Annotated in this window: 12 protein-coding genes; 5 read left to right on the top strand and 7 right to left on the bottom strand. The window is 71.1% G+C overall.

Features of this window, described 5'->3' with window-relative positions; all coding sequences use genetic code 11:
• Positions 1-144: 144 nt before the first annotated feature.
• Positions 145-789, bottom strand: coding sequence for an HNH endonuclease family protein (locus ACFVX4_RS02105; protein ID WP_389971041.1), 645 nt, complete (start codon positions 787-789; stop codon positions 145-147).
• A 267-nt stretch (positions 790-1,056) separates the two neighbouring features.
• Between ACFVX4_RS02105 and ACFVX4_RS02100 the strand changes: the two genes are divergently transcribed.
• Positions 1,057-1,791, top strand: coding sequence for an ABC transporter permease (locus tag ACFVX4_RS02100; protein WP_389971038.1), 735 nt, complete (start codon positions 1,057-1,059; stop codon positions 1,789-1,791).
• A gap of 143 nt (positions 1,792-1,934) precedes the next feature.
• Here ACFVX4_RS02100 and ACFVX4_RS02095 read toward each other — a convergent pair whose 3' ends face one another.
• Both ACFVX4_RS02095 and ACFVX4_RS02090 read right to left on the bottom strand, forming a co-directional pair.
• On the bottom strand, positions 1,935-2,597 hold the full coding sequence (locus ACFVX4_RS02095; RefSeq protein ID WP_389971035.1) for an HAD-IA family hydrolase: 663 nt from the start codon (positions 2,595-2,597) through the stop codon (positions 1,935-1,937).
• Positions 2,598-2,874: 277 nt separating this feature from the next.
• A complete protein-coding gene (locus ACFVX4_RS02090) occupies positions 2,875-3,942 on the bottom strand; it encodes a peptidoglycan-binding domain-containing protein (RefSeq protein ID WP_389971032.1) in 1,068 nt (355 codons plus the stop codon).
• A 123-nt stretch (positions 3,943-4,065) separates the two neighbouring features.
• Between ACFVX4_RS02090 and ACFVX4_RS02085 the strand changes: the two genes are divergently transcribed.
• Positions 4,066-6,114 (top strand): MFS transporter, encoded by a 2,049-nt coding sequence (locus ACFVX4_RS02085; RefSeq protein WP_389971029.1) that lies wholly within the window; start codon positions 4,066-4,068, stop codon positions 6,112-6,114.
• Positions 6,115-6,120: 6 nt separating this feature from the next.
• Here ACFVX4_RS02085 and ACFVX4_RS02080 read toward each other — a convergent pair whose 3' ends face one another.
• Positions 6,121-6,627, bottom strand: a complete 507-nt coding sequence (locus ACFVX4_RS02080) for a GNAT family N-acetyltransferase (RefSeq protein ID WP_389971026.1) — start codon at positions 6,625-6,627, stop codon at positions 6,121-6,123.
• Between the two features lie 130 nt (positions 6,628-6,757).
• Positions 6,758-7,867, bottom strand: coding sequence for a DUF2330 domain-containing protein (locus ACFVX4_RS02075; protein ID WP_389972062.1), 1,110 nt, complete (start codon positions 7,865-7,867; stop codon positions 6,758-6,760).
• A 397-nt stretch (positions 7,868-8,264) separates the two neighbouring features.
• Here ACFVX4_RS02075 and ACFVX4_RS02070 point away from each other — a divergent pair, with 397 nt between their 5' ends.
• Positions 8,265-10,250: a bifunctional glycosyltransferase 87/phosphatase PAP2 family protein gene (locus ACFVX4_RS02070; protein ID WP_389972060.1), complete on the top strand. Its 1,986-nt coding sequence runs from the start codon at positions 8,265-8,267 to the stop codon at positions 10,248-10,250.
• Positions 10,251-10,412: 162 nt separating this feature from the next.
• Here ACFVX4_RS02070 and ACFVX4_RS02065 read toward each other — a convergent pair whose 3' ends face one another.
• Together ACFVX4_RS02065 and ACFVX4_RS02060 are read right to left on the bottom strand one after the other, a co-directional pair.
• Entirely contained in the window at positions 10,413-11,537 is a 1,125-nt protein-coding gene (locus ACFVX4_RS02065) for an AEC family transporter (RefSeq protein ID WP_389971023.1), read from the bottom strand.
• A gap of 149 nt (positions 11,538-11,686) precedes the next feature.
• Positions 11,687-12,967 (bottom strand): cytochrome P450, encoded by a 1,281-nt coding sequence (locus tag ACFVX4_RS02060; protein ID WP_389971020.1) that lies wholly within the window; start codon positions 12,965-12,967, stop codon positions 11,687-11,689.
• A 280-nt stretch (positions 12,968-13,247) separates the two neighbouring features.
• Here ACFVX4_RS02060 and ACFVX4_RS02055 point away from each other — a divergent pair, with 280 nt between their 5' ends.
• The gene (locus ACFVX4_RS02055; RefSeq protein WP_389971017.1) at positions 13,248-14,417 is read left to right on the top strand and encodes a steroid 3-ketoacyl-CoA thiolase; all 1,170 of its coding nucleotides are present in this window, start codon (positions 13,248-13,250) and stop codon (positions 14,415-14,417) included.
• A gap of 125 nt (positions 14,418-14,542) precedes the next feature.
• A complete protein-coding gene (locus ACFVX4_RS02050) occupies positions 14,543-15,829 on the top strand; it encodes an alpha/beta hydrolase (RefSeq protein ID WP_389971014.1) in 1,287 nt (428 codons plus the stop codon).
• The last annotated feature ends 24 nt before the right edge of the window (positions 15,830-15,853 follow it).

The following is a 15,853-nucleotide window of genomic DNA, read 5'->3' as shown; positions in this document are numbered from 1 at the left end:
GCGGCCGGTTCGGCGACTGTCCCGGTGGCGAAGTGCCCTCCTCGCGTCGTCCCGCGAACACGGATACGGAGCACGCGGCGATGCGAGGAGGGCGGGGCGGATCCGCTCAGGGGCCCTCGTCGGGGCCCGAGTCCGGTGCGGGGCTCAGCAGTTGTTCAGGATGGACTGCAGAGCGCTCTTCTCGGCCGGGTCGACCGTCAGGTCGTAGTAGTGCTTCACGTGCACCCAGGCGCGGGCGTACGTGCACTTGTACGCGGTGCGCGAGGGCATCCAGTTGGCCGGGTCCTTGTCGCCCTTGGCCTGGTTGACGTTGTCCGTGACCGCGATGAGCTGCGGGCGCGTCAGGTCGTTGGCGTACGCCTGCCGCTGGGCGGTCGTCCAGCTGCTGGCGCCCGACCGCCAGGCCTCAGCGAGCGGGACCATGTGGTCGATGTCCAGATCGGAAGCGGCGGTCCAGGTGGCGCCGTCGTACTCCGAGTACCAACTGCCGCTGACGGCGGCGCAGCTGGAGTCCTGCTGCACGTTCGTGCCGTCGCGCTCCAGCACGACCTCACGGGTGTTGCAGGAGCCCGACTGGGTGATCCAGTGCGGGAACTTGTCGCGGCTGTAGCCGCTCGACGAGCCCTCTGCGGAGACGGTCAGCTCGCCCAGGTAGGTGCGGGCGGTCGAAGCGGAGACCGGGGTGGGCATGGCCGCCTGGGCGGTGGGTGCGGTGAGCAGGCCGGTGGTTGCGGCGAAAGCGGCGGATGCGGCGACGACGGCGATGCGACGCGCGTAGACACCAGACATGCGAACTCCCTTGATGTGGGGGGACCTTGGACGGGTGACCCGTGGGGCCCGGCCATCGTGGCGGTGCCAGGTTTCCGTGGGGTGGGCACCAGGTAACAGAGTGGCGACATGGGCACGTCACATCAAGGGTTCTGACGAACAGGGCTGGAGCATGGGGGCGTACGTCCGCATCTGCGCGGGCGCACAGGCTGACGCGGCGACAATTCGGCTGCACCGGTGGCCGATTCGCGCGGGTGGTCCGAGCCGGGCCGGTCATAGGGTTGCGGCGTGCTGCTACCGGTCAACATCACGCTCGGAGTCGTTCTCGCCGTGCTGCTCGCGGCGGCGGCCGGGGTCGCCGCTCTGGCCTCGCTCGGCCGGTCGCGCGAGATTCTGCTGGCCGGGCTGCGGGCCGCGGTCCAACTCGCCGCGGTTTCCCTGCTCATCGGCTGGGTGGTCCATTCGCTGCCGCCGCTGCTCGGGTTCGTGGCGCTGATGTACGCCGTGGCGGTACGGACCGCGGGCCGCCGGATCACCCGCAATCGCACCTGGTGGTGGGCGGCCCTGCCGATCGGGGCGGGGGTCGCGCCGGTGATCGTCCTGCTGCTGCTCACCGGACTCGTCCCGGTCCGTGGCATCGCGCTGATCCCGGTGACCGGCATCCTCATCGGCGGTGCGCTGACCGCGACGGTGCTCGGCGGGAGACGGGCGCTGGACGAGCTGACGACCCGGCGCGGGGAGGTGGAGGCGGGGATGGCGCTCGGGCTGCTCGACCGTGAAGCGCGGATGGAGATCGCCCGGCCTGCGGCGTCGGACGCGCTGCTGCCGGGGCTCGATCAGACCCGGACGGTGGGGCTCGTGACCCTGCCGGGTGCCTTTGTGGGCATGCTGCTGGGCGGCGCCTCACCGGTGCAGGCGGGTGCCGTGCAGTTGTTCGTACTGGTAGCCCTGATGGCCGTGCAGGCGGTGGCCGTCACGGCGGTGCTCGAACTGGTGGCGCGGGGCCGGGTGCACCGGGACTGAGAGCCTGTCGGGTGACCTCTGATCGGGCGTCACCCGACAGGCTCTGAGGCCCGCGGAGACGACGGTACGGGTCGCTCGTGCCGAGGCCGGGGCCGGGTTCGAGGCCGGGTTCGAGGCCGAGGTCGGGTTCCGTCCGGGTCCGGCTATCGCGCGCTGATGTGCAGCCGGATCGAGCCGTCGGGTGCCGCTTCCACCCGGACCTGCGTCAGGTCGTCGACGTGCGCGTCGGGGGAGAGCGCTCCGGCGCGCGGGCCGACGCCCACGACCCGCATGCCCGCCGCCCGGCCCGCCGCGATGCCCGCCTCCGAGTCCTCGAAGACGACACAGTCCGCCGCGGCGAAGCCCAGCTCGGCCGCGCCCTTGAGGAAGCCCTCGGGGTCGGGCTTGCTGGCGCCGACGCTCTCGGCGGTGACGCGGACCTCCGGCATGCGCAGGCCCGACGCGGCCATCCGGGTCCGGGCCAGCGCCTCGTCGGCCGAGGTGACCAGGGCGTGCGGGAGCGCGGCGATCGCGTCCATGAAGGCGGGTGCGCCGCCGATCGGTACGACGCCGTCGGTGTCGGCGGTCTCCTCCGCGAGCATGACCCGGTTGTCCGCGTAGTTCTGCTCCATCGGGCGGTCCGGGAGGAGCACCGCCATGGTGGCGTACCCCTGCCGCCCGTGGACCACCTTGAGCGCGGCCTCCGGGTCCAGTCCCTCGCGCAGAGCCCAGCGCCGCCAGCAGCGTTCCACGACGGCGTCGGAGTTCACCAGGGTGCCGTCCATGTCCAGAAGGAGGGCGCGGGCGGTGAGGACGGTGGCCGGCATGGGCGGGCTCCAGAGCGCGGGGAAGCGGGGACGCCGGGAGGCGGCGACGCGAGGAAGAGAACAGAACGCGGAATAAGGAACAAGCAGCCTCGCCCGCCGGTCAGGGGGTGGCGGGCGGAGGCTACTTTGTTCCATCACGATACAAAAACCTGTCCGAGAAAGCCAATCCGTGCCGTTCCGGGTGGTCGGGTCCGTTCCGTCCGGGGTGGTCGATCTTTTCCGCCCGAGGCGTTCGATCCCTTCCGTCCCGGGTGGTCGCGGTGGCTCGGTCCAGGGGTCAGGAGGGCCCCCGGCCCGTCGTCTCCGCTTCCAGTGCGTGGCGGGTGTTGGGGCCGTACACCCCCGAGGGGTCGCCCTCGATGGACTTGTACGACTGGTAGACGCTCACCGCGTGCTCGACCTGGTCCGAGTAGGTGCCGTCGTCCCGCCCGTGGTACAGCCAGACCTCCTCCAGGCGGCGCTGCAACTCGGCCACCGCGGGGCCCTGGTCGCCGGGGCGCAGCGCGGTCCCGGCCAGGGACGCGGGCGGCGCCGCCGACGGCGTACCGCTCGCGGATCGCGAGGGTGCGATGGAGGGAGGCTGCGAGGAGGCGGTGGGCGCGGAGGGGGACGGCGAGGCGCTTGCCGAGGGCGGGCCCGAGGCCGAGGCGGACGTGGAGGGTGACGCGGCAGCCGATGCGGAGGGCGGGGGCGAGGGTGATGCGGAGGCCGGTGCCGACTCCGTTGCATGGACGCTCGCCCCGGGGATGTCGGCCGCCGTGCCGGGCAGGGCCTGTTGCTGTCCCGTGTCCCCGTTGTCGCCTCCGCCGAGGAGTCCGCTCGCGAATGCCGCCGTGCCCACCGCGGCGATCAGGGCCGCTCCCACGGCGAGGGCCACGAAGGGGCGGCGGCGTTGCGGCGGGCCGGGCTCCTCGCCGGGCGCGACGGGCTGCGCGAGGGTCGTGGTGCCGGGTGCCCCAAGAGGATCGGCGGGATCGAAAGGACCGGCAGGACCGGCGGTGCCCGGCGACGGTGGGCCCGCCGTCGTCGGGCCGAGGAGGAGTGGCATCGTCGCGGCCGCGTCCTCCGCGGGGCGGTGCGATCCCCGCTGCTCCGGCCGCTCGTCGGCGTCGGCGGCCGGAACCGTATCGTTCCCCAGCGTCACGTACGGCCGTATCCGCAAGGGATCGAAGTCCTCGGCAGCCGCCATTTCCGCCTTGTCGGCCGCCGACCGCTCGGCCCGGTGCCGCTCGGCGGTGCGGTGCTGCTCCGCGGTCGGCTGCCCGCAGGCGCACGCGGGCCGGGCTCCGGGTCCTCCGTCGGGTCTGCTGTCCGTACCGCACTCCGGGCATATATGTCCGGTCATCGTGGGCCCCTCCCCTTGATTGCCTGTGATTATGCAGCTCGCTTCCGGCCCGTTCCTGCTCAGCAGGCCATAACCGTACGGAAAGGCCAGGATAGGGATGTAGCGGACCCGAGGAGATGTTCCATGGCCCAGCATCTGAGCGCCCCGGCCCCGGCCCCTGCCCCCGGCGGAGAGCGCTCCACGCGGTCGGTCCTCGTGGCCATCGGAGCACTGCTCCTCGGCATGCTCGTGGCGGCACTCGATCAGACCATCGTCTCCACCGCACTGCCGACCATCGTCAGCGACCTCGGCGGACTGGAACACCTCTCCTGGGTGGTCACGGCCTATCTGCTGGCGTCGACCGCCGCGACCCCGCTCTGGGGCAAACTCGGCGACCAGTACGGCCGCAAGAAGCTCTTCCAGGCCGCCATCGTCATCTTTCTCATCGGCTCGGCGCTCTGCGGCATCGCCCAGAACATGCCGCAGCTCATCGGCTTCAGGGCTCTTCAGGGACTCGGCGGCGGCGGCCTCATCGTGCTCTCGATGGCGATCGTCGGCGATATCGTCGCGCCGCGCGAACGGGGCAAGTACCAGGGCCTGTTCGGGGCGGTCTTCGGCGCGGCGAGCGTCCTCGGACCGCTCCTCGGCGGTCTGTTCACCGAGCACCTCAGCTGGCGGTGGGTCTTCTACATCAACCTGCCGATCGGCGTCGTGGCGCTCCTCGTGATCGCCGCCGTACTGCACATCCCGGTCCGCAGCACGAAGCACACCATCGACTACCTCGGCACCTTCCTCATCGCCTCCGTCGCCACCTGCATGGTCCTCGTCGCCTCGCTCGGCGGCACCACCTGGGCCTGGAACTCGGCGCAGATCATCGGTCTAGCCGTCCTGAGCGTGCTGTTGCTGATCGCCTTCGTGCACGTCGAGCGCCGGGCCACCGAACCCATCATCCCGCTGAAGCTCTTCCGGATCAGGACCTTCGCCCTCGTCGCCGTCATCAGCTTCGTGGTCGGCTTCGCGATGTTCGGCGCGATGACCTACCTGCCGACCTTCCTGCAGGTGGTGCACGGCATCTCACCGACGATGTCCGGTGTGCACATGCTCCCGATGGTGCTGGGCCTGCTCCTCACCTCGACCGCGTCCGGACAGATCGTCAGCCGCACCGGCCGCTGGAAGGTCTTCCCGATCGCGGGCACCGGCCTCACGGCCATCGGCCTCCTGCTGCTGCACCGGCTCACGGAGACCAGCAGCACCTGGGTGATGAGCAGCTACTTCTTCGTCTTCGGCGCGGGGCTCGGCCTGGTGATGCAGGTCCTGGTGCTGGTCGTGCAGAACGCCGTCACCTACGAGGACCTCGGCGTCGCCACCTCCGGCGCCACCTTCTTCCGTTCCATCGGCGCCTCGTTCGGCGTTGCCGTCTTCGGCACGATCTTCACCAACCGGCTCATCGACAAACTGGCCGCCGCACTCGCCGGTCACCCGCTGCCCCCAGGGGCCGGTGTGGACGGACTGGCCTCTGACCCCCGAGCCATCGGGCAACTGCCGCCCGCGCTGCGGCCCGCGGTGCTCCACGCGTACTCGACGTCGATCACGGACGTGTTCCTGTACGCGGCTCCGGTCGTGCTGATCGCCTTCGTCTTCGCCTGGTACCTCAAGGAGGACAAGCTGCGCGGCTCGGTGACCGCTCCGGAGGCCACCGAGACCCTGGCGTCGAACCCGGTCGAGCGGTCCTCGTACGACGAATGCGCCCGCGCGCTCTCGGTGCTCGCCACACGGGCGGGGCGCCGCGAGATCTATGTGAAGATCACCAAGAGGGCGGGCTACGACCTGCTGCCCGCGGCGAGCTGGATGCTGCTGCGCATAAGACGGCACGGCACGGTCGAACCGGCCAGGCTCGCCGACATCGCGCCGGTGCCGCTGCGGGTGATCAGCGACGCGGCCCGTCAGCTGGAGGAGCGCGGACTGGTGCGGCGCGAAGGCGTGCAACTGGTGCTCACCGAGGCCGGCTCGGAAGTGGTGGTGAAGCTCGCGGAGGCGCGTGAGGAGTCCATGGCCGAGCTGCTGGGCGACTGGTGGGGGCCGGACCGCCCGACCGATCTGGTCAGGCTCGTGGAGGAACTGACCGCCGAGACCAGCGGGTCGAGCAGGGAACGGCCGCACAGCCCCGAACCGAAGCGGGACCACGCGGCCTGAACCGCGCTACGACCTCGCGGACGTCGAGGCCGTCGCGGGGAGCTCCTTCGCGAACCAGTGCTCCGCGAACTGCCGCCGGTGGAACGCCGGGACCTCCCGGTAGCCGTGCTTGGCGTACAGCCCCCGCGCCTCGACCAGGTCGTTGCGGGTGTCGAGCCGGAGCGTGCGGATACCGAAGGCGCGCGCCGCGTTCTCGACGGCCGCCAGGAGCAGTCCGCCGCCGCCCGTGCCGCGGTGTTCGGGGCGTACGAACACCCGCGTCAGCTCCGCCGTGTCCGCGTCCACCACCAGCAGCCCGGCGCAGGCCGCCGCCTTCCCGCCGAACCGGCCGACGACGAACTGACCGGTGGGCGGGACGAGCCGGTCGGCGCCGTCGTCGGTGAGCCCCTCGTCGATCTCCTCGGCGGTGGCGGGCCGCCCCCAGTACCGGCTGGCGACCTCGTCGTAGTAGTCGCGGCGCAGCAGTGAGGCATCGGGCGAGTCGAACGGTTCAGGGGCCAACGTCCAGGTCATGCCGGTCATTCTGACCTGGGCACGATCAAGACGGCCAACGATTTCACCGGGCACCCGCCACACCCGTCGCGCACGTCGCCCCCGTCGCGCACGTCGCCGTGCCGCACCCACTGCCCCGCCACCCCGGCGCTCAGCCCAGTGGCGGCGGAACCGTGACCGGTGCCGGAGGCGGTACCGGCCGCCGCCGGGCCCGCATCATCATCATCATCACCACCAGCAGCAGCACCGCGGCGACCGCCACCAGCACGGCCCCGAGCAGCGACAGCACCCAGGCGGGGATGCCGCCCACGGTCAGCAACTGGTTCCGGTACGTCACGGTCCGGTACGGGGTATCGGCGTCGGCCGCGCGCAGCTCGTGATCGCCGTCGATCCGCTCCGGGTGCGGGAACGACTGCTCGATCGCGGTGAGGAACACCGGCTCCGCACCCGTCAGCTCCTCAAGGGCGTCCGTGTCGTCCGCCGCCGACCGGGGATCGATCCTGCCCGCGTACGTCACCTCCGGCGCATCGCCGCCGATCGGGCCGCGCGGCTTCATGCGGTGCGCGGCGAGGATGTACAGGCCGAGCTGCTGCGGCGTCGAGGCGAGCTTCGACAGCCGCATCGGGTAGACCAGCCGGTCGCTGGCGAAGCGCAGCCGCAACGGGTCGAGCGTGCCGCTGAGCGGATTGCCGCTGTCCCGGGGAGCGAGGCGGATCGCGACGTACTCCCACTTCTGGTCGACATAGGGCTTCAGCGCCGTCGCCAGCCGGTCGGGCAGGTCGAAGCCGTTGTCCTCCAGCCACTTCTGCAGCGCCTCCGGGTCGGTCGCGGCCAGCCGCGCCACATCGAAGGGGCCGAGCCGCTCCCGGCCGACCACCTGGACCGCCGGGGCACCGGCCGAAGGAGCCGCGGCCCCGTCCCCGACGTTGCCGGAGCCGGTGAACGGCCAGTCGTGGGAGCGGGGCCAGAAGTAGTGCCTGGTCACTCGTTCCGGCGCGGTGAGCACGGAGAGCTCGGAGAAGAGACCGGGATCACCGAGATCCACGCTCGCGCGGTGCGGCACCGGCATGATCCAGGCCGCCTCGGGAGCGTTCCCGCGGACCGTGAGCCGCATGACGATCTGCTCGGTCCGGCCGTCCCAGTCGACCACCGACGTCTCCCGGTCGACCGAGACCTGGGTCTCCTTGCTCGGGACCATCGCCCCGCAGCCACAGGCGTACGCCGGACTGATCAGCGACCCCAGCTGCAATGACACCAGCATCAGCAGCAGTGACAGCGCACGCACCGGCCACGCGCGCCCGTCACCCCGCACACCCCGCTTCACCCCTGTGCACCACATGTTCCGCCTGCCTCCCCCTTGAACGACGAACACGGGGGAGGACGTACGAACCGGAGTTCCGGTTCCGGCCACAGTTGCGTTTCCGGTGGCCCGGTACGGCCGTACGTCCGGACATTCTTTCGGACAGAAATGGGATGACGGTCAGGTGGAGAGGGGGGTTGATTGGGCCTACCTCGTGGCGTAATGCGAAGGTTTCACGGACGCCCGGATCGAGGGACGGGCACCGGAACGGCGGGAGGGTCGGCGCAGCGTGGCGAATGCGGAGCACAGTGTGCGCGGAGACGCGGCGGCGGGGACGAGGACCGGGACTGCCCGAGCTCTGCTCTGGCTGGTTGTGGCCGCTCTGGCTGTACGGCAGATGGCGGTGGTGCTACGACAGCCGCCGGGCGAACGGCTCACCGATCTGGAGACCTGGATCGGTGAGAACGGCGTCCTGCATGTGACGGGCTCGCTGTACGACAGCGACCGGTTCACCGGCACCCCGTTCGCCGGGCTGGTGCTGAAACCGCTGACCCGCATCGCGGAACAGAGCCTGGGCGTCGCCTGGACCTTCGGCTCGCTGCTGCTCGTCGCCGCGCTGGGCATCGTCGCCGCCCGTGCGCTGCCGGGACCGGTGTCCCGCCGTACCGCGCTGCCGGCCGCGCCCGTCGCGATCAGCCTGCTGATGCTCTCGCTGCCGGTCCGCAACGCGCTGCACCTGGGGCAGACCAGTATCCTGCCGGTCCTGCTGGTGCTGCTGGGCTGTCTCGCGGTCCGCGGGGAACGCACCGCGGGCATCCTGATCGGGCTGGCGGCCGCGCTCCAGCCGACCGTGCTGCTCTTCGCCGTACTGCTGCGGCTGACCGGGCGCCGACAGGCCGCGGCGACCGGCGGCGCGGCGTTCGCCGCCTGCACGGCGCTGGCCTGGGCCGCGATGCCGGGCGACTCGTGGACGTACTGGGTGCACCATGTCGCGGGCACCGGGCTCGGCGGCGACGCGGACAGCCTCGCCAACCAGTCCCTGCACGGCGCCCTGCTCCGGTTCGGCCTCGCGGGCCCGCTGGAGAACGCGCTGTACGTGGTGCTGGCGGTCGCCGTCTGCTTCTTCGGGCTGCGCCGCGCCGCACGGTACGCGGGGGACGGCCAGCTGCTGCTCGCCGTCGCCGTGACCGGCTGCGTCGCCGTCGCCGTCTCGCCGACCGCCTGGCAGCACCAGTTGCTGTGGGTGCTGCTCGCCGTGGTCGGCCGGGTCGGGAAGCGGGCCTCCGACCGGCTGGTCTGGCCCGCGGTCGTGGTCCTGGTGCTCACGCTGCCGGGGCAGATTCTGCTGCCGAACATCGAGGCGGTCTCCCCCGTACGCGACAACGTGCTGCTGATCGCCGCGCTCGCCGCGGCCTGCGCCGTGCCGTTCCTGCCGCGTACCTCGGAGTACTGGCAGCATCCGATTCCCACGGACTGCGCCGCCCCGGTCCCGGCCCGCTGGAGCCGTGTCCCGCTGCTGCCGTTCTGGCGGCGGGTGCTGAGCCGGCCCAACCTGTTGCTGGAACTGCTCCTGATCAGGGTCGTGTACTCCGCGTACTCCCATGTCAGGCTCGCGGCGACGGCCGGCCGCGCCACCGCCGAACACCACGGCCGCCAGATCCACTCCATCGAGCAGTGGCTGCACATCGACATCGAGCACTGGGCCAATCACGCGGTCGTGAACATCGGCTGGCTGAGGGGCTTCCTCGACTACTACTACTCGACGTTCCACTTCATCGTGCCGCTGGTGATCCTCGGCGTCCTCTACGTACGGCGTCCCGCGGACTACCGCTGGGCCCGCAGCACCATCGGCTTCGCCACGCTGCTCGCGCTGGTCGGCTTCTGGCTCTACCCGCTGGCCCCGCCGCGCCTGATGCCGGGGTTCGGCTTCATCGACACGGTCCACGGCGTCCAGGACTTCGCGAAGCCGGACTACGGAAGCCTGACCGCGATGACCAACCAGTACGCGGCGATGCCTTCGCTGCACTTCGGCTGGTCGCTCTGGTGCGGTGTCGTCATCGTCATGCTGGCCCCGAAGGCGTGGATGAAGGCGCTGGGGCTGCTGCACCCGCTCTTCACGGTCTCCGCGATCATCGCCACGGCCAATCACTGGGTGCTGGACGCGGTGGGCGGAGCGGCCGTCGTCGCGCTCGGCTTCGGGCTCACCCATCTGCTGGCCGGGCCGCGGAGGCTGCGGCCGGTGGCCGTACCGGCGGCGGCGAAGCCGCAGGACGACCTGGCGCGGTCGGTGCCGGTTCCGGTGCCGAGAGCGCCGGACGAAGGGGTGGGCAGCAAGCAGCTCTGAGGGCCGGGCGGCAAACGGCTACGAGGGTGCGGCACTCGCGGGCTGAGCCCTCGAAAGGGCCGAAGGGGTGCCGGGACGAACACCTCGTCCTGGCACCCCTTCGGCGTGGATCGCCGCTCGACCAGCATCCGCCCGCCGGAGCCGGTCCGCCACTCGAACGGCTCAGGAGCCGGTCGTTCCCAGGGCCCAGGTGGCGAGGGAGAGCGTGGCCATGGAGACCACCGTCGAGGCCACCACGGCATTGCGGGCCACCCGGGTGTCCAGTCCGTACTGCTGGGCGTAGATGAAGGCATTCTGAGCGGTCGGCAGTGCCGAGCAGAGCACCACGGCAAGGAGCTGGTGTTCCGGCAGATGCAGCAGCGGGCCACCGACGGCGAAGGCGATCAGGGGCTGGACCAGCGTCTTGAGCGCCACCGCCACGACGACCTCGGTACGCGCAGTGTGCCCCGCGCCCTCCGCGCCCTCCGCGCCCTCCGCGCCCTCCGCGCCCTCCGCGCCCTCCGCGCCCTCCGCGCCCTCCGCGCCCTCCGCGCGCACCGGGTGTGCCGCGTCCTGCGCGAGGTCCGTTTCCGCGCGCACCGGGTGTGCCGCGTCCTGCGCGAGGTCCGTCGAACTGCCGGCGGCCGGGCGGGCGTTCAGTGACAGGCCCAACGTGATCAGGGCCGTCGGCACGGCGGCGGCGCCGAGCAGGTCGCAGGAGTGGGCGAGGGCGTGCGGCAGCCGCAGTCCGAGCGCGGACACGGCCACACCGAGCAACGAGGCCATGATGACGGGATTGCGGACCGGCATGGTCAGCATCCGCCGCAACACGACGGCCTTCCCGGAACCCGTCCCCGACCCGGCCCCCGTCCCCGTGTCCAGCAGTGTCAGGATCACCGGGGAGACCAACAGGACCTGGAACAGGATGATCTGGGCGACGAACGACGCGTCACCGAGCACCTGGACCGCCACCGGAATGCCGAGATTGGCGGAGTTGACGTAGCCCGACGCCATGCTGCCGATCGCCCGGTCGGCCGTGCCCCGCCCGAAGAGCCGACCGGCCGCCAGGAACCCGAGACCGCAGACCAGCGCGGTACCCGCGGCGAAGGCCACCATCGAGGAGTTGGCGAAGGAGCTCAGCCGCGCCCCGGACACCATGGTGAACAGGGCGGCCGGCATGGCCACATGGAAGACGAACCGGCCGAGCACGGCCTCCGCCTGCTCGCCCAGCAGACCGCTGCGGCCGACCGCGTAACCGATCGTGGTGAGCATCCAGATGGGGGCGAAGGCGGAGAGCAGGGCGTGCATGCCCGCCATGATCCTCGCGCCGTTGTGCGCCTCCCGCGCGAGGGTTCGGCAGGGCGCGGTGCCGGGTGCGGACGGCGGGGGCCGGGGCGTGAGGAACGAGACCCCCGCCGTCCGAAACGAGCCCCCACCGCCGGAACCGACGGCAGCGGTCAGCTCCCGGCGGCGGTACCGCCGGCGGCGTTGCTCGCGGCGGTGCTGACCTGGAGCTGCTTGATCCCGTTGAGCCACGCCGAGCGCAGCCGCCGCGGATCGTCGACCAGCCGCAGGTCGGGAAGTACGTCCGCGACCGCGTTGAAGATCAGGTTGATCTCCATCACGGCAAGGGACTTGCCGAGGCAGAAGTGTGGACCGCCGCCGCCGAAGCCGAGATGGGGGTTGGGATCGCGGGAGATGTCGAAGGTCTCCGGGTTCTCGAAGACCTCGGGGTCGTTGTTGGCCGACGAGTAGAACAGCCCGACCCTGTCGCCCTTCTTGATCTGCTGCCCGCCCAGTTCGGTGTCCTGGGTGGCGGTCCGCTGGAAGGAGACCACGGGGGTGGCCCAGCGGACGATCTCCTCGGCGGTCGTCTCCGGGCGCTCGCGCTTGTAGAGCTCCCACTCGTCGGGGTGGGTGAGGAAGGCGTGCATGCCGTGACTGATGGCGTTGCGGGTGGTCTCGTTCCCGGCGACGGCGAGCAGGATCACGAAGAAGCCGAACTCGTCGGAGGAGAGGTTCCCCTCGCCCTCCGCGGCGACCAACTGGGAGACGATGTCCTTGGCCGGGCACTCCTTGCGGGCGGCCGCCAGATTCATCGAGTACGAGACGATCTCCATGGCCGCCTCGGTGCCGACCTCCTCGGTGATCGCGTACTCGGGATCGTCGTACGCGGCCATCTTGTTGGACCAGTCGAAGAGCTTGGACCGGTCCTCCTGCGGTACGCCGATGAGTTCCGCGATGGCCTGCAGCGGCAGCTCGACGGCGATGTTGGTGACGAAATCGAACGATCCGTCGTCGTCGGCGGAGGCGAGCGCGGTCTCGACGATCGAGCGGGCGCGGCTGCGCAGGGCCTGCTCCAGGGAGCGCACCGCCCGGGGCGTGAAGCCCCGCTGGACGATCTGACGGACCCGGGTGTGCTCGGGCGGGTCCATGTTCAGCATGATCAGCTTCTGGACCTCGATCTGGTCCCGGCTGATCGACTCGTTGAAGCGGATGACCGCGGTGTTGGTGTGGGAGGAGAACAGTTCGGGGTGGGTGGAGACGTACTTGACGTCCGCATGCCGGGTGACGACCCAGTAGCCCGCGTCGTCGAAACCGGAGATGCCGGTCGGCTGGGTGCACCACCAGACCGGTGCGGTCTGCCGCATCTGTGCGAACTCCGGGTGCGGAATACGGGATTGGAGCAGATCGGGATCGGTGAAGTCGAACCCTTCGGGCAGATGGGGGCAGGACATCGGCATCTCCAGGTCGGTCCGAGGGCCGCCCGGACGCTGCCTGACGACCCATCAGATGTTGACGGAAAGGTAGTAACGAGTTCTACAACTGGCAAGAGAGGTGGTTCGTTCTGTTGCGTGACGAGTGGGTGGGGCCGGTATGAAGCGGACGCAAGGAGCGTGCAGCCCTCTTGCGTACCGGGGGTAAGCCTCATAAGACTGCTAAAGAACTAGAACGCGTACTAGTTCCATCCGCGGGCGCCGGGACGCCCCTGCGGAAGTGCGAGGAGAGGACGAGCTCATGGCCGCGGAACCCGTCATCGTCGAAGCAGTACGCACGCCCATCGGCAAGCGCGGAGGCGCGCTCGCCAATCTGCATCCCGGCTATCTGCTGGGCGAGACCTACCGAGAACTCCTCGGCCGCACCGGCATCCACGCCGACTGCGTCGAACAGATCGTCGGCGGCACGGTCACCCACGCCGGCGAACAGTCCATGAACCCGGCCCGTAACGCCTGGCTCGCCGTGGGTCTTCCGTACGAGACCGCCGCCACCACCGTGGACTGCCAGTGCGGTTCCTCGCAGCAGGCCTCCCACATGGTGGCCAACATGGTCGCGGCCGGAGTCATCGACGTCGGCATCAGCTGCGGTGTCGAGGCGATGTCGCGCGTGCCGCTGGGCAGCGGCTCCAAGCACGGGCCGGGCAAGCCCTGGCCCGACGAGTGGAACGTCGACCTGCCCAACCAGTTCGAGGCCGCCGAGCGCATCGCCCGCAAGCGCGGGCTGACCCGGGAGAACGTCGACTCGCTCGGGCTGATCTCGCAGGAGCGGGCCGCCGTGGCCTGGGCCGAGGAACGGTTCAAACGGGAGACGTACGCCGTCCAGGTGCCGACCACCGAGGAGGAACAGGCGGCCGGACAGGGCATGTGGCGCCTGGTCGACCGGGACGAAGGGCTGCGCGACACCACCATGGAGGGGCTCGCCCGGCTCAAGCCGGTCATGCCCACCGCCATCCACACCGCGGGCAACTCCTCGCAGATCTCCGACGGCGCCTGCGCGATCATGTGGGCCTCCAAGCGGATGGCGCGCGCGCTCAAGCTCAAGCCGCGCGCCCGGATAGTCGCCCAGGCCCTGGTCGGTTCGGACCCGCACTTCCACCTCGACGGGCCGATCGACGCGACCCGTGCGGTGCTCGGCAAGGCCGGGATGTCGCTCAAGGACATCGACATCGTCGAGATCAACGAGGCCTTCGCGTCCGTGGTGCTGAGCTGGACGCAGGTCTTCGGGCAGGACCTCGAAAAGGTCAACGTCAACGGCGGTGCCATCGCGCTCGGTCACCCGGTGGGCGCCACCGGGGCCCGGCTGATCACCACGGCCCTGCACGAACTGGAGCGCCGTGACAAGGAGTTCGCCCTCATCACGATGTGCGCGGGCGGCGCGCTGGCGACGGGGACGATCATCCAGCGGCTCTGACCCGGGGCGCTGCCCGGCGGCTCCGCGGAGGGTGGACCCCCGCCCGGGGGGTGTTGTCAGGTGCACCCCGGGCCGGGGGTCCACGCCGATGTCGGCGCGGCGCCCGGCTGAATAGCGTCGTGGTCATGGATGACAACAACAGCCGTACCGGATACCCGACTTCGCGCAGGCGCCGGCGCATCGCCCGTCGGACGACGGCGGCCGCCGCGGTGATGGTCCTCGCCGCCCTGGGCGCCGTGCCCGCCGTCGCACAACAGCCCGCCGGGGCACCCGGGGCACCGCACTCGGACACCGTGCACGGCAGAGGAACCCTGCTGGGCATCACCCCCGTGGCCGACCTCGACCGTGCGGACGTCGCCCGGTTCCTCGCCGCGGGCGGCATGGACACCGGCACCGTCCGCCACGGACTGCGGGCCTACCGCCTCACCTACCGCACCGTCACCCCGCAGGGCGCACCCACCACCGCGACCGGTCTCCTCGCCCTCCCCAAGGGCGGCCCCCACCGTCTCGACGTGGTCTCCGACACCCACGGCACCATGGCCCACCGCGACTACGCACCCTCCGTCGGCGAGGACTTCGGCCGCTTCGCCCCGTACCTCCACGCCTCGGCGGGCCGCGCCGTCGCCGCGCCCGACTACCTGGGCCTCGGCAAGGGCCCCGGACGCCACCCGTACATGGACACCAAGTCCTCCGTCAACGCCTCCGTCGACATGCTGAGGGCCTCCCGCACCGCCGCGCAGCGTCTGGACCGGCCGCTCACCGGCGATGTGTACGCCAGCGGCTTCTCGCAGGGCGGCCAGGTCGCGATGGCCCTGGGCAAGGCCCTCGACAACGGCGTGGACCGGCACTTCAGGCTCCGGGCCCTCGGCCCCGTATCGGGCCCCTACGACATCGAGCACGCGGAGACGCCCGCCCTCTTCGACGGCAGGGTCAACGACACCAGCGCCGTCTTCTACATGACGTACTACCTCACCGCGCAGAGCAGACTGCACCCGCTCTACAAGGACCCCTCCGAGGCGTTCCGGAAGCCCTACGCGGGAATCGTGGACGAGCTCTTCGACACCCACCACACCGAGGAGGAGATCATCCCGGCGCTGCCCGCGACGCTGAAGGAGCTACTCACCGACGACTACTACCGCCGGCTCCAGCACCTCACCGGCGGTCTGCTGGACGCGGCGCGCGCCCAGGACGGCAACTGCGCCTGGAAGCCGGACGTCCCGGTACGTCTCTACTCCTCGTCCGGCGACACCGATGTCCCGATCGCCAACGCCCGCAACTGCGCCGCCGATCTGGCCGCCCGGGGCGTCGACGCCCCGGTGATCGACCAGGGATCGGCCGACCACAACACCACGTACATGAAGTCGGGGCCGCAGATCGTCCGCTGGTTCGACACGGTGGCCGCGCGGCGCTGAGCGCGGTGGGCCCGTGGGGCGGGA

The organism is Streptomyces sp. NPDC058240, from assembly GCF_042882135.1.
Lineage (GTDB): Bacteria > Actinomycetota > Actinomycetes > Streptomycetales > Streptomycetaceae > Streptomyces.
The sequence above is the reverse complement of the archived record's forward strand: the minus strand, read 5'-3'. Positions and strand labels throughout refer to the sequence as shown.

Coding starts and splice junctions, on each gene's coding strand:
- ACFVX4_RS02105 (WP_389971041.1), bottom strand. CDS start 789: ATGTCTGGTGTCTACGCGCGTCGCATCGCCGTCGTCGCCGCATCCGCC.
- ACFVX4_RS02095 (WP_389971035.1), bottom strand. CDS start 2,597: ATGCCGGCCACCGTCCTCACCGCCCGCGCCCTCCTTCTGGACATGGAC.
- ACFVX4_RS02090 (WP_389971032.1), bottom strand. CDS start 3,942: ATGACCGGACATATATGCCCGGAGTGCGGTACGGACAGCAGACCCGAC.
- ACFVX4_RS02085 (WP_389971029.1), top strand. CDS start 4,066: ATGGCCCAGCATCTGAGCGCCCCGGCCCCGGCCCCTGCCCCCGGCGGA.
- ACFVX4_RS02080 (WP_389971026.1), bottom strand. CDS start 6,627: ATGACCTGGACGTTGGCCCCTGAACCGTTCGACTCGCCCGATGCCTCA.
- ACFVX4_RS02075 (WP_389972062.1), bottom strand. CDS start 7,867: ATGCTGGTGTCATTGCAGCTGGGGTCGCTGATCAGTCCGGCGTACGCC.
- ACFVX4_RS02065 (WP_389971023.1), bottom strand. CDS start 11,537: ATGCACGCCCTGCTCTCCGCCTTCGCCCCCATCTGGATGCTCACCACG.
- ACFVX4_RS02060 (WP_389971020.1), bottom strand. CDS start 12,967: ATGTCCTGCCCCCATCTGCCCGAAGGGTTCGACTTCACCGATCCCGAT.
- ACFVX4_RS02055 (WP_389971017.1), top strand. CDS start 13,248: ATGGCCGCGGAACCCGTCATCGTCGAAGCAGTACGCACGCCCATCGGC.
- ACFVX4_RS02050 (WP_389971014.1), top strand. CDS start 14,543: ATGGATGACAACAACAGCCGTACCGGATACCCGACTTCGCGCAGGCGC.